Annotated in this window: 11 protein-coding genes; 6 read left to right on the top strand and 5 right to left on the bottom strand. The window is 47.1% G+C overall.

Going from position 1 to position 12,533, the window contains the following annotated elements:
- Nucleotides 1-47: 47 nt before the first annotated feature.
- Entirely contained in the window at nucleotides 48-1,853 is a 1,806-nt protein-coding gene (locus IAQ59_RS06175; RefSeq protein ID WP_209329923.1) for a glycoside hydrolase family 9 protein, read from the bottom strand.
- Nucleotides 1,854-1,866: 13 nt separating this feature from the next.
- On the bottom strand, nucleotides 1,867-3,315 hold the full coding sequence (locus IAQ59_RS06170) for an aldehyde dehydrogenase (NADP(+)) (RefSeq protein WP_209329922.1): 1,449 nt from the start codon (nucleotides 3,313-3,315) through the stop codon (nucleotides 1,867-1,869).
- Between the two features lie 231 nt (nucleotides 3,316-3,546).
- On the opposite strand from IAQ59_RS06170, the gene IAQ59_RS06165 reads away from it, so the two are divergent.
- The 6 genes from IAQ59_RS06165 (at nucleotide 3,547) to IAQ59_RS06140 (ending at nucleotide 10,415) form a co-directional block, all read left to right on the top strand.
- Entirely contained in the window at nucleotides 3,547-4,050 is a 504-nt protein-coding gene (locus IAQ59_RS06165) for a GNAT family N-acetyltransferase (protein WP_209329921.1), read from the top strand.
- Nucleotides 4,051-4,073: 23 nt separating this feature from the next.
- Nucleotides 4,074-5,684: a M1 family metallopeptidase gene (locus IAQ59_RS06160; RefSeq protein WP_209329920.1), complete on the top strand. Its 1,611-nt coding sequence runs from the start codon at nucleotides 4,074-4,076 to the stop codon at nucleotides 5,682-5,684.
- A 412-nt stretch (nucleotides 5,685-6,096) separates the two neighbouring features.
- Nucleotides 6,097-6,981, top strand: a complete 885-nt coding sequence (locus IAQ59_RS06155) for an NHL repeat-containing protein (protein ID WP_209329919.1) — start codon at nucleotides 6,097-6,099, stop codon at nucleotides 6,979-6,981.
- A gap of 174 nt (nucleotides 6,982-7,155) precedes the next feature.
- Nucleotides 7,156-8,172, top strand: coding sequence for an acyl-ACP desaturase (locus IAQ59_RS06150; protein WP_209329918.1), 1,017 nt, complete (start codon nucleotides 7,156-7,158; stop codon nucleotides 8,170-8,172).
- 241 nt (nucleotides 8,173-8,413) lie between these two features.
- The gene (locus tag IAQ59_RS06145) at nucleotides 8,414-9,763 is read left to right on the top strand and encodes a Gfo/Idh/MocA family protein (RefSeq protein ID WP_209329917.1); all 1,350 of its coding nucleotides are present in this window, start codon (nucleotides 8,414-8,416) and stop codon (nucleotides 9,761-9,763) included.
- Between the two features lie 55 nt (nucleotides 9,764-9,818).
- A complete protein-coding gene (locus IAQ59_RS06140) occupies nucleotides 9,819-10,415 on the top strand; it encodes a 3-keto-disaccharide hydrolase (RefSeq protein WP_209329916.1) in 597 nt (198 codons plus the stop codon).
- Nucleotides 10,416-10,498: 83 nt separating this feature from the next.
- Here the strand turns inward: IAQ59_RS06140 and frr are convergent, their stop codons facing one another.
- The 3 genes from frr to IAQ59_RS06125 form a co-directional block, all read right to left on the bottom strand.
- Nucleotides 10,499-11,059 (bottom strand): ribosome recycling factor, encoded by a 561-nt coding sequence (frr, locus tag IAQ59_RS06135; RefSeq protein ID WP_209329915.1) that lies wholly within the window; start codon nucleotides 11,057-11,059, stop codon nucleotides 10,499-10,501.
- Between the two features lie 13 nt (nucleotides 11,060-11,072).
- Complete coding sequence (pyrH, locus tag IAQ59_RS06130; protein WP_209329914.1) at nucleotides 11,073-11,783, bottom strand: UMP kinase; 711 nt, start codon at nucleotides 11,781-11,783, stop codon at nucleotides 11,073-11,075.
- Nucleotides 11,784-11,944: 161 nt separating this feature from the next.
- On the bottom strand, nucleotides 11,945-12,439 hold the full coding sequence (locus IAQ59_RS06125) for an acyl-CoA carboxylase biotin carboxyl carrier protein subunit (RefSeq protein WP_209329913.1): 495 nt from the start codon (nucleotides 12,437-12,439) through the stop codon (nucleotides 11,945-11,947).
- Nucleotides 12,440-12,533: the final 94 nt, after the last annotated feature.

The raw sequence follows: 12,533 nt of genomic DNA, 5'->3' as shown, positions 1-12,533 counted from the left end.
ATATTACTTTAGTTTAGCTATTGATGCTCAGGGAAATATTTTGTGTCTCAATTGGAGGGTAGGGAATGTGCCGGTGTTCCAAAATGTGCCATCATGAGGATGGCACCGGCGGTTCCATCCATGGTGGGTTCATTGGTACTGTAATCTCCTACGTCGTCGTGATACACCACATGGCGGTTTTGTAGGTGGGCAAATTCATCCGGGTCGTTAAGGGTTAGACCAAGCAGTTTATCGTGGATACTGCGGTATATAGGGCCATCTACTAAGCCTCCCGGTACAGCTAGTTCCAGCATCACGTAGACGCTTGTGTGCACATCCTTGGGGAATTCCCCCTCTGCCGGTAATCCTGTAAACATGGAAGTTCCCCAGGGGTTTCTGCCAAAGAGCCAATCTCGCTGTGCCGCCAAAAATTGGGCGTACTGCTTATCCCCAGTCATTTTTTCGTAGAGGATAATCTGTGCGATCAGGCTGGTGAGCAGGTTATTGCTGCACCAGATAAAAGGGATTCCGATATGGTAGGGGTTGGATTTGGCTCGTTGCAAGGTATATTCGATGCCCTCTTGGTAATAATTGGCCAGCGTTTTTTGCAGGTCTTCATCGGCGACGGTATGAAGTGCATAGTGCCCCATATTGATAAAGGGATACAGTTGGTAGTGTGCTGCTGTGTCCCGTACGGTCCATGTGTCTGAGTTAGCGCTTTGAAGGGCATAGGCTGTGGCTTGCTCCAAGTAGGCTTGCTCTCCGGTGAGTCGATAGAGTTCGGCCGCACCCCACTCCATATCGTCAGCCCACGTTTCCTCATTGTAGCGGTAAGGTGCCCCGTAGCTGTTTCCCTGTTGATAGCCTTCCTTTTCCCTTCCCAGGGCATATAATGAGATCGCAGCCCTCCGGCATTTTTCAGAATAGGCGGGTTCATCCAACTGCTCTTTCCAGATCCGTGCGGCAATGGCCATGGCAGCGGCACTGCGTCCTGCCAAGTTGGCTAAACCGGTAGCTTCGCTTTGGTATTTACCGAGACCTTGCGGTTCGCCTGTGGCGATATAGGCTGCCCGATACTCGTTTTCACCCCATCCGTAGTCCGAGTTATCCTTGTTGGGAATCTTGAATCCCCGGTGGTCCCGGTCGTCGGCAATCTGGTGAAAAAGGATATCCTCTCGCGGGTGGAGTTTATGGATCCAATCCAATCCCCATTTAGCTTCGTCTAGGACATCGGGAATGCCGTTGCTGCCGGGCTGTCCGAGGCCATTGAAGTTGTCCTCAAACCTGTCCGGATAAAGTTCATAGGCCATCAGCATGTGCGCTGTGGCATAGCTTCCGGTAATCAGGTATTTAAGCTGGTCTCCGGCATCGTGCCAGCCACCGCTTAAGTCAAAATAGGTGCTATCTGCGACAGGGCCGTAAAAGCTTCTGCCGTCTTTGGCGTGGCATACCATATCCAAGGTGGGGTTGTAGCCGCAGCGCTGCTGACGCATGAATTCCAATAACGTTTCTTGGTGGTGTCCATAGGCATCTTCTCCAATCCGAAAGGAGCTGGAGGTTGTTCCGGATTTTTTGGTTTTCAAATAATAGGTGCCAGGTGTGTGGACGTCACTAAAATCTAGGGTGTAATAATACGGGAATACGCCCCAGTCACGGGTTTTTACCTGTTCTGGCCTGATTTCATAAACCGTGTTGCCACTCTTTTTTTCCACAAGCAGGATCCGCTCTTGGGATCGTTTTTTCGAAAAGGCCAACGCCACCTTGCTGTCTTGCGGAAGGTACCCCAATTGGTTGACACGCAAATAAAGTGAATCCTGGGCCTGTAATGTGTGGCCCAGGATGTAAAAAAGGAGCATACAAAGTATTTTTCGCATATGCTTTTACGCGTTATTTCTGCCAGTTTCCGTCTACTGTACGCCAGATATGTAAGGGGTTGCCATCTTGCAGTTCTACTGGCAGTAAGCGGGCCGGCATATCCTGAAAGGCTACCGGTCTGGCAAATCGTTTGATCGCATACACTCCTACCGAGGTGGAGCGGCTGTCGGTGGTAGAAGGGTAAGGGCCTCCGTGTTGCATGGCGTACCCTACTTCCACGCCGGTAGGGGCTCCTTTAAAGAGCATTCTACCGCATTTTTCCTCGATTAGGTTGAGGAGCGCTATTTCGGAGGCAATCTCGGCTTCGTCTGCCCAAATGGTGCAGGTCAGTTGACCATGAAGAGCCGCTACGGCCTCATGCAGTTGGGCTACATTGCGATAGGTTACCATGATACCAAAAGGACCAAACACCTCTTCTTGGAAGTCTCCGTTTTTTATCCAGTCGGAGGCAGCTACTCTGGCAAAGGCCGGGGATCCAAGGATCAAATCTTCCGTATTGGAAACCGTTACCCAGGTCAAGTTGCCGTTGTCACTTAGGCGGCGTAGGGCGGCATAGTAGGTTTTGGCAATGCCTTTGTGCAACATAGGCGCTTGGGCCACAGCCTGCATTTTTTCACCCACTGCAGCGGCAAAGCGATCAGCTAAGGCCTCGGGGACAAAGATCAAGCCGGGGTTGGTGCAAAATTGTCCTACCCCCAACGTTAGGGAACCCACGTAAGCAGCTGCTAAAGCATCCAAATTGGCAGCTAGCTTTCCTTCAAAGGCAAATATGGGGTTTACACTGCCCATTTCCGCAAATACGGGAATGGGGTTTTTACGGGCGTTGGCGGTATCGAATAGGGCCTTTCCTCCTCCGAAGGATCCGGTGAAGGCGATCGCTTTTGCCAGGGGATGGGCGGCCAGTTCTTGCCCTTCCTTGATGCCTCCTTCCACGTGCTGAAAGACGTATTGTGGCATTCCGGAGAGTTCCGCCGCTTTTTGGATGGCCTCTGCCACCATTTGCGATGTTTTGGGGTGTGCAGGATGCGCTTTGTATACTACCGGGCATCCTGCGGCCAACGCTGAAACGGTATCTCCACCCGCCGTAGAAAAGGCCAGTGGAAAGTTACTGGCACCAAATACGATGATAGGCCCCAGCGGTCTGAGCATTCGGCGGATGTCTGGTTTGGGCAGAGGAGCTCGGTTCGGATCGGCCGGGTCAATTGTGGCCTCCACCCAACTTCCTTCGGCCACCAGTTTTGCAAAGAGGCGGATCTGCCCCAAGGTTCGCCCTATTTCGCCTGTAATTCGCCCTTCGGGCAGGTTGGATTCGGAGGAGGCCAAAGGGATCAGTTGCTCCTTGATGGCTTCGATCTGCGCAGCTATTGCTTCCAGAAAGGTTGCTTTGGAAGCTGCTGAAGCCTGCTTATACGTTAAAAATGATTGCTGGGCATGGCCCATGATTTCATCAATAGATGGCATGATATTGTTAGGTTTAGTATGGAGTTAATACGGGAAACCGGTTCCAAAAGTGTGGTCTCCGGCCAATTGAACGTTCAAGTTAGTCCTTATCACAGACTCTAGCAACTGATTGTCCATACATTTGCGCAATTCTGATAAGTCTGGTCAGCCATTGATGGCTTGTTGCCCGGAAGGGTTGAAATTTGTAGCTTTGAGTCTTTAACCCTTACAGATTCAAGTCAAGTGGCTCATATGTCTTCGTCGATCAATCTTTCTGAAATAGCCATCAGGCATCAGTTGCAACCGGGCGATATTGGGGCCGTGATCAGGCTTCACGGAAAATTGTATTACGAGCAGTTTGGATTTGGTCTTGGTTTTGAACTATATGTAGCCGAGACCTTTGCCGGCTTCGTCCGGGATTTTAAGCAGGGAAGTGATCGGGTATGGTTGGCCGAGTACAGGGGTGATTTTGCAGGCTTTATCTCCCTGGTTCACCGTTCCGCCCAGCAGGCGCAGTTACGGTATTTTATCATTTCCCCTGTTTTTCGGGGACTTGGTTTAGGTAGTTTGTTGTTCGGGAAGTGCTTGGAAAGTGCACGCAAATGTGGGTACGATTCGGTGTATCTATGGACAACAGACCTGCTGGTACAGGCAGGGGCTATGTACCGAAAAGCAGGGTTCGAGTTGGTAGAGGAGGGACGTTCCAGTACCTTTGGTGTGCCTATGGTGGAGCAAAAGTATGAGCTTAAGTTGTGAACTCGTAAAGGCAGTTTAGTTATATGAGACTAGTGAGTGATCGATTTTTACTTGGTTTGGCGGTACTGTGGCTTTGCAGTTTGGTTGCATTCGGGAATGCTTTCGGACAACAGTCAAGCTGGAATTGGGGTGGTCCCTTGGATCCGGTACAGGCTAATTTTGACATCACGAAGGTGTATTTGGAGTTGGAGATATTTCCGGAAGAAAGAGCAATTGCCGGGAATGCCACCCTTCACTTGGAATATGTTTCCGATACGGATAAGTTGCGGTTTCAGTTGATCGATGCTTATACCGTTGAGCGTGTGGAAGCAGGAGGCATTTCGCTGCCGTTTTCCCATAAAAATGACCTAATTGATATTCACTTGGGAGATCTGAGGCCCGATTCGGTCGTAGTTGTCTATGGTGGTGGCACGCCCGTTGCCGTTAATCCTCCTTGGTTAGGGGGCTTTACCTGGACGAAGGATGATCTTGGGTATCATTGGATGGGACTTTCTTCCCAAAACGAGGGGGGTAAGCTTTTTATGCCCTGCTTGGATCATCCCAAGAGCAAGCCCAAGCATGGCGTGCGGATGCGGATCACTGTGCCAGAGGCTTACACGGTAGCTGCCAATGGTCTTTTGAAGGACAGGATGGTGGAGCAGGGCAAAGCGACCTTTCATTGGGAGTCTTATTATCCCATCATGAATTACAATATAAATTTTACCATGGGGCGGTTGCACCGGGAAGCCAAGACCTTTCGGTCTATTTCCGGGTATGATATACCTATGGTGGTGTATGTGCTGGAGGAAAATAAGCACCGTGCTCCGCTCCTATTGGAAGTATTAGAGCAAAGCACCCGCACGCACGAACACTTTTTCGGACCATTTCCATTTCCGAAGGAGAAAATAGCTGTCGTGGAAACTCCCTACTTGGGCATGGAGCATCAGACCATTAACGCGTATGGGAATAATTTTCAGTTTGTGCGTATGGGGGAAGTTTGGTATGACCACCTGCTGCATCATGAGTTGGGCCATGAATGGTTTGGGAATAAGGTTTCCATTGACGATTGGTCAGATTATTGGATCCATGAGGGCATTACTTCCTATGGAGATTGGCTTTTTTATCTCTTACACGACGGGGAGGAAGCTTATCATGCCAAAGTGGCGGATGCCCGGAAGCGAATCCAAAATAGGCTGCCCGTGGTGAGCCCTCCCGATAGTTTCTCTGACGAGGCCTATCACTCCGATGTATATGCGAAAGGTGCGTACATGATGCACGGTTTGCGGTTTTTATTAGGGGATGAGCGGTTCTTTCCTCTGCTGAAACATATCGCGGATCAGGAGGTGTTTACTTATGAAAATCAGGTAGATACCGAAGAGCTGATCACTTTTTTGGAAGAGGAGTCAGGTGAAGCCATTGGGCCGTTTTTACGGCGTTACTTGTACCAAGCGGATCTGCCCAAAGTTAAAGTCAGCCGAAAAAGGAAAAACCAATATGAAGTCAGTATTCCTGATATTGATTTTACACTCCCGGTAGAGGTGAAAACAGCTCGCGGCATAGAAAGGGTTGAGTTGGGCGGGAAACCCACGATTATCCTCAGCGAGAAACCCATTGAGATCGATCCACGGAATTGGTATTTGTTCAGGAAGCAATAAAGGTTCGTTTTACGGTGGAGAATGTAATTTAATTGGTTATTTTTGTAAAATACCTGATTGTAGGTGTTTGCATGATAAAATCGCCCCACTCATGTGAGATTCTAAAAACTAATGTTCCTACAGTCAGTTGATAATAGTAGCGGGTTTATCCTGAGATAGACTAAGTAACCAATTCATTATAAAAACTAATAGCACATGAAATCGAGCATGACGAGATCGTCACACACTGGAATGCCCCGATAGCTATCGAGGCAACCATGCGACCTGCCTGCCGGTAGGCAGGGATTCCATCTGAACTTTGAAAAATCAATTATAGACACATGAAATCGAGCACGACGCAAGCGACACACAGAGGGACGACTGTAATTCGTGCGAGATTCCATCTGATCGCTTAAGAACAAATTAAAAACAGATGAAACATCAATTGAAAAGTATTCCCTTGATTATAGCTTTGGGATGGGGAGTTTTTGCATGCGGTAGCTCCAACACCAATACAGAAAGAATCGGCGGGGAAGTAATCGCCGAGCCAGTCACTCCTTCGTTGACCTTGCTGTGGGAAACTCCTGCCGAGTTGATCACCAATGAATCGGTTCATTTTGAACCATCAAACGGGAACATCTATGTGACGAATATTGAGGGCGGTCCTGCAGAGAAGGATGGGGTAGGTTCGATCTCGATCATTTCGAAAGATGGACAAATCGTAGAGCGAGAATGGGTGAAAGGATTACATGCTCCGAAGGGAATGACGGTCTTGGACGGAAAGCTGTACGTCACCGACGTAGATGCACTTGTGGAGATTGATCTTGCCACCGGAGAGATTCTGAAAAAATACGAAGTGGAAAACGCTCAATTTCTTAATGATGCAGATACCGATGGATCCCGGGTGTATTTTACAGATATGAGGGCCAATAAGATCCTGTACTTGGAAAATGGAGTCATTGGAACCTTCGCAGAAGATCAGCCGAACATCAATGGCTTGCGCATTGGACCGGACAAAGTGCTATACGGGCTAGATGCCGAGGGATTTAAGAAATATGATTCAGATGCTACCTTTGAGGTGATAAATGATGTCGTGACAGGGGGAGATGGTCTGATTATTCTAGATGGAAGCACTTTCCTTGTTAGCCGTTGGAAGGGGGAGATCTACCTGATTCAGGATGGAAAGGAAACCCTTCTATTGGATACCTCAGCAGCCGAATCCAATACCGCAGACATTGGGTTTATTCCCGGGGAAAACATCGTCTTGGTTCCCACCTTCTTTAAGGACAAAGTTGCCGCTTATCGACTAGCGTATTGATTCAGTCTCATACTCAATAATTGGGCGATTTGAATCATATGGAACAAAGAGGTGTTTTGAACGTAGCCCTGCGATAAATCGCTTTACTTTTATTGGTAAATGCGTTTAATTTGCGTAGCGGGTAGGTGCTTGGAAACCGACCTCTCCCATATTTGAATAAGTTAATGCTTGCATATGAATAAATCAGAAAATATAAACTACGAGGTAGAAAAGAATGCCGAGGTAGTCAGTCAGCTAAATGACTTGGTGAGTGATACGGTAGATTCTACCTTAATGGATCCGGACGATTGTTGGCAGCCGACGGATTTTCTGCCGGACATGACCCAGCCGGACGCGTTGGAGCAAGTGAAATTGCTTCGGGAACGTTCAGAAGGCATTCCTGATACGATCATTACGTCGCTCGTGGGAAATATGATCACCGAAGAGGCATTGCCGAGTTATCAAACCTACTTCAATATGTTGGAGGGGGTGAATGAGGATGGAAACCTGACTAGTCCCAAAGGCTGGGTACGCTGGACTCGTGCTTGGACTGCCGAGGAAAACCGCCACGGAGATTTGCTGAATAAGTACCTTTACCTGTCCGGCAGGGTGGATATGAGGCAGGTGGAGCAAACAATCCACCGATTGATTTACAATGGATTTGACCCTCGTTCCGAAAAGGATCCGTATCAGGCGATTATCTATACGTCCTTTCAGGAGCGTGCCACCAAGATTTCCCACGTGAATACAGGAAAGTTGGCTGATAAAGCAGGGGATACCGTGCTGGGAAGAATATGCAAGCAGATAGCCGGAGACGAGGCCCGTCATGAGAAGGCCTATAAGTCATTCATGACCCGCATTTTTGAGATAGACCCGAACGGTGCGATGTTGGCCTTTGAAAAGATGATGCGTAAGCAGATCGTAATGCCTGCGGTGCTAATGGGCAAGGGAGGTCCCAACCCCACTATATTTGACCAGTTTTCTGCTGTCACTCAAAAGATCGGAGTATATACCGGTTGGGATTATGCACGCATTATCGATCACTTGGTGAAGCTGTGGAATGTCGAAAACGTAACAGGCTTAAACGATGTAGCCTCTAAGGCGCAGGATTATTTAGCCGGTCTATCTGCCCGTTACCTTCGATTGGCAGACAGGATGAAGGTGCCCGATGAAATCAATCTGGCTTGGTTAAGTCAGATAAGGTCTACCTGACGTATAGCAAGTATAAATCAAATACAAAGGCGAAAGTGATTTCGCCTTTTTTGTTTGATTTTTATGGGGTGTCTATCATTTTCCGGTTCGAAAGGTGCCCCAATAAACCAGTACCTATCGAGTTTTGGTTGTTTGAGTTTGTAGAAAAAATTCACGAAGTGCATTTAACAGGCTAAAAAAATTTATTATTTGACAAACATAATTATTACCTTGTACGGGAATTTAACAAAAATCTGTATCTATGGACAACAAGAGAAGATCTTTCCTGAAGAAGCTGGGCATGGCAAGTGCAGCTTCTGCGGTGGTTCCTTCTGCCTTGGCATCAGGTAATGAACTACACCAAGTAACTATTTTACATAGACGAACGCCTCATCAGGCAGATAGCGTGATCCGTTTAGGTTTGATTGGTGCGGGGATTATGGGCTCCGAAGATCTATCCACCGCTTTGCTGCACCAACATGTGGAGGTAGTAGCAGTTAGTGACTTGTATCAGGGTAGACTCGAACGAGCAAAGGAAAAGTGGGGAAGTCATCTTTTTGCTACCACTGACTATAAGGAACTGCTTAAGCGCAGCGATGTGGATGCCGTCATCATCGGAACCCCGGATCATTGGCATAAGCAAATAAGCATAGATGCCTTGAATGCCGGTAAGCATGTGTATTGTGAAAAACCCATGGTGCATTCGGTAAAGGAGGGACACGAGGTAATTGATGCCTGGAAGAAATCCGGGAAGATTTTCACCGTAGGCAGTCAGGGTATATCCTCCTTGGGGAATGAAAAGGCCAAGGAGCTATTAGCTGAGGGTGCGATAGGGGATATTAACTATGCAGAAGGATTTTGGGCGCGTCATTCTCCGGAGGGGGCTTGGCAATACGCCATCCCCACCGATGCCTCTGAAAAAAATGTGGACTGGAAGCGGTATATTGCCAATACCACCAATAGACCTTTTGATCCCTTGCGGTTTTTCCGTTGGAGAAATTACTTAGATTATGGGACAGGGATGTCTGGAGACCTGTTTGTCCACTTATTCACCAGTTTGCATTTTATCACCAATTCTTTAGGGCCAAATAAAATTTCGGCCATGGGTGGGCTCCGTTATTGGAAGGATGGGCGAGAGGTTCCCGACGTGTTGCTGGGTATGTTTGACTACCCAAACAGCGCCCAGCACCCCGGTTTCAACTTGTCTTTGCGTTGCAACTTTGTGGACGGAACAAGTGGTTCGACCTATTTGAAAATTGTGGGCAGCAAAGGTTCTATGGACGTGAAGTGGGACGAGGTCGTCGTCAAGAATAATCAGAGTGCGGCATCCAACGATCCCTTCTTGGAACAGCAGGCAAAGATGAATCAGGGAGCGGAGGCTCGAAAGAAAATCCTTCCGCCGAGAGAAATGGTCTATAAGGTGGAATCTGGATACCGAGGGGCGCATTACGATCACTTTGGTAAATTCTTTACAGCCATTCGTGAAAATGGTGCTGTGGTGGAAGATCCGGTGTTTGGTTTCCGTGCGGCTGCGCCGGCATTGCTATGTAACGACAGTTATTTTCAGGACAAGTTTATATCATGGGATCCGGTTAATATGAAATTGGTGTAACTTTGTCTGTTTCGCTTACGCCTTACTAATGTAAAACTTAAATTACTACCTAAAAATGAAGAGAAATTTGTTTATGTCTTTTGCAGTGCTTTTGATGATGGGCTGCGGGGCTTCCGATGAGATTGAATTGTTCAATGGCAAAGATTTGTCAGGCTGGCAAATTTATGGCACAGAAAAATGGTATGTAGAGAATGGGGTATTGGTATCGGAAAGTGGTCCGGATGCTGAATACGGGTATCTTGGTACTACCGAAAACTACAAGGATTTTGAACTCACGGCGGAGTTTAAGCAGGATCAGGACGGTAATAGTGGCATCTTTTTCAGATCTACTTTTGAAGGGACGAAGGTTTCTGGCTGGCAGGTGGAAGTGGCTCCCCCCGGTAACGATACAGGAGGTATTTATGAATCCTACGGAAGAGGGTGGCTGATAAAGCCCGATCCGGAAAAGGATAAAAACCTCAAATTTGGAGAGTGGAACGACATAAAAGTCCGTGTGCAGGGTAATCAAGTGACCACATGGCTTAATGGTGTGGAAATGGTTGATTATTCGGACGAGAAAATTGGGCAAGGCGAAGGACAGATTGCACTTCAGATCCACAGTGGAGGAGGTTTGAAGATTTCTTGGAGGAACCTAAGACTGAAGCAACTTTAATCTCCGATTGGTTCAGGCACAAAAAAGCCGTAGGTATCAGAAACCTACGGCTTTTTTTCTACTATCAAGGCTTTTTGTGATGATTAGACCTTCATGATCTCTTCTTCTTTTTTAGTAAACAATTCATCGATTTTGGTGGAGAATTTGTCGGTGTATTTTTGGACAGTATCCTCTGCGCGCTTCACTTCATCTTCAGGTGCGCCCTCTTTTTGCAGTTTCCGGAGGCTTTCGTTGGTGTCTTTTCGGATTGAGCGTATGCTGATTTTTCCGTTTTCACATTCGTTTTTCACTTGTTTCACCAGGGACTTTCTACGTTCTTCGGTGAGGGGAGGGATGGTAAGCATGACCATTTCGCCATTATTCTGAGGATTAAGTCCCAAGTCAGAGTTTATAATGGCTTTTTCGATTTCACCGATAAGGCTTCTTTCCCAGGGTTTAATGGCTAAAGTTCGAGCATCTGGTGTAGTGATGGAGGAAACCTGCTGTAAGGGAGTAGGGGCTCCGTAGTATGACACCACGATGCCGTCCAGAAAGTTTGGCATGGCCTTGCCTGCACGGATTTTTACCAATTCCGAGGAGGTATGGTCCACGGCTTTTTTCATTAAGCTCTGTGCCTCGTCCAAGAATAATTGTATCTCTTCCATGTTCTTATCGCGCTTATTTTGAAGTGATTAATGTACCAACGTCTTTTCCTTCGACTAGGTTTATCAGATTTTGTGCTTTGTTCATGTCAAAAACGATGATGGGCAGGTTGTTTTCCTGGCAGAGCGTGAAAGCAGTCATGTCCATTACGTTTAGGTTTTTTTCGTACACTTCCTGAAAGGAAATCGTATTGTATCGTGTGGCAGAAGGATCTTTTTCTGGGTCGGCAGTGTATACCCCATCTACCCGGGTACCTTTGAGAACCACCTCTGCTTCAATCTCAATGGCCCGTAAGCTGGCGGTGGAATCGGTCGTAAAATAAGGGTTGCCAATACCGGCACCGAATATTACGATTCTGCCCTTTTCCAAATGCCGGATAGCACGACGCCTGATAAAGGGTTCGCATACGCTTTCCACCTTGATGCCTGACATAAGCCGGGTATACATACCGTTTTGTTCCAATGCGCTTTGCAGCGCCATTGCGTTGATCAACGTGGCCAACATGCCCATGTAGTCGCCTTGAACCCTGTCTATTCCAACATTTCCGGCTTGCACACCTCTAAAAATATTTCCACCCCCTATTACAATGGCAATCTCTACTCCCAAATCCCGCACAGCTTTGATTTCTGCAGCATATTGCTGTAGCCGTGTTGGGTCAATGCCATATGACTGGCCGCCCATCAGGGCTTCGCCGCTTAGTTTGAGGAGTATTCGTTTGTATTTCATACCTGTGTGGTTTGTATTGCCTTTTAGATGCTGTTCAACCGCTTTTACCGGTTCATTGCCGAAAGTCTCCGGATCACCACAAAAAGTCTTCACCTTTCTGCGCTGGAATTTTTAAATCGGACAAAGATAATTTCTTGTTTTTAGAAAACTAAATCTATCCCTTAAAATTGAATAAGCAACTGGTTTTTTTCAACACTTTGCCCTGTTTGAACCGCAATCGCTTTTACTGTTCCATCTTGAGGAGCTTTGAGCGTGTTTTCCATCTTCATTGCCTCTAAAATCAACAGGGTGTCCCCTTTTTTCACGGACTGTCCCACAGATACAGGTATGCTCAAAATCAACCCTGGCATAGGTGCTTTGACATTGGCGGGAAGAGTAGTCTGTTTGTTGTGGATTCCTAATTTCTCCAAAAGCAAATCTTGGGTATCCTGGATTTGGAGCGTAGCTATTTTTCCATCTAACTTTAAGGTTAGGACTTTCTCCTTTTTGTTCCAATCGATTATTTCCAAATTGTGGGAACGGTTCCGATGTAAGATGTGATAATGCTTTTCTTTAATCCGCCGCATGTCCCAATCTACGAGCTGGGATCCGGCTATAAATAGTTCCTGCGATTTGGCTACGTTGATGCTTGTAGCTCCTAGGTTGATTTTGTACATTTTTTCTAGATTTCGGACTAATGGAAACCAAATAGCGGTTAAATTTGTCAAGCTAGGGCGAAGGAAGGTGAAAATTCATTTCCTTGGTACAATT

Origin of the sequence: Lunatimonas salinarum (assembly GCF_017811155.1) — a bacterium.
Taxonomy (GTDB): Bacteria; Bacteroidota; Bacteroidia; order Cytophagales; family Cyclobacteriaceae; genus Lunatimonas; species Lunatimonas salinarum.
This window is presented reverse-complemented; position numbering and strand designations above follow the sequence as displayed.

What these genes read in the sequence shown, in the direction of transcription:
- IAQ59_RS06165 (WP_209329921.1), top strand. Translation starts at nt 3,547, where the DNA reads ATGTCTTCGTCGATCAATCTTTCTGAAATAGCCATCAGGCATCAGTTG.
- IAQ59_RS06140 (WP_209329916.1), top strand. Translation starts at nt 9,819, where the DNA reads ATGAAGAGAAATTTGTTTATGTCTTTTGCAGTGCTTTTGATGATGGGC.
- IAQ59_RS06150 (WP_209329918.1), top strand. Translation starts at nt 7,156, where the DNA reads ATGAATAAATCAGAAAATATAAACTACGAGGTAGAAAAGAATGCCGAG.
- IAQ59_RS06175 (WP_209329923.1), bottom strand. Translation starts at nt 1,853, where the DNA reads ATGCGAAAAATACTTTGTATGCTCCTTTTTTACATCCTGGGCCACACA.
- pyrH (WP_209329914.1), bottom strand. Translation starts at nt 11,783, where the DNA reads ATGAAATACAAACGAATACTCCTCAAACTAAGCGGCGAAGCCCTGATG.
- frr (WP_209329915.1), bottom strand. Translation starts at nt 11,059, where the DNA reads ATGGAAGAGATACAATTATTCTTGGACGAGGCACAGAGCTTAATGAAA.
- IAQ59_RS06145 (WP_209329917.1), top strand. Translation starts at nt 8,414, where the DNA reads ATGGACAACAAGAGAAGATCTTTCCTGAAGAAGCTGGGCATGGCAAGT.
- IAQ59_RS06155 (WP_209329919.1), top strand. Translation starts at nt 6,097, where the DNA reads ATGAAACATCAATTGAAAAGTATTCCCTTGATTATAGCTTTGGGATGG.
- IAQ59_RS06170 (WP_209329922.1), bottom strand. Translation starts at nt 3,315, where the DNA reads ATGCCATCTATTGATGAAATCATGGGCCATGCCCAGCAATCATTTTTA.
- IAQ59_RS06125 (WP_209329913.1), bottom strand. Translation starts at nt 12,439, where the DNA reads ATGTACAAAATCAACCTAGGAGCTACAAGCATCAACGTAGCCAAATCG.
- IAQ59_RS06160 (WP_209329920.1), top strand. Translation starts at nt 4,074, where the DNA reads ATGAGACTAGTGAGTGATCGATTTTTACTTGGTTTGGCGGTACTGTGG.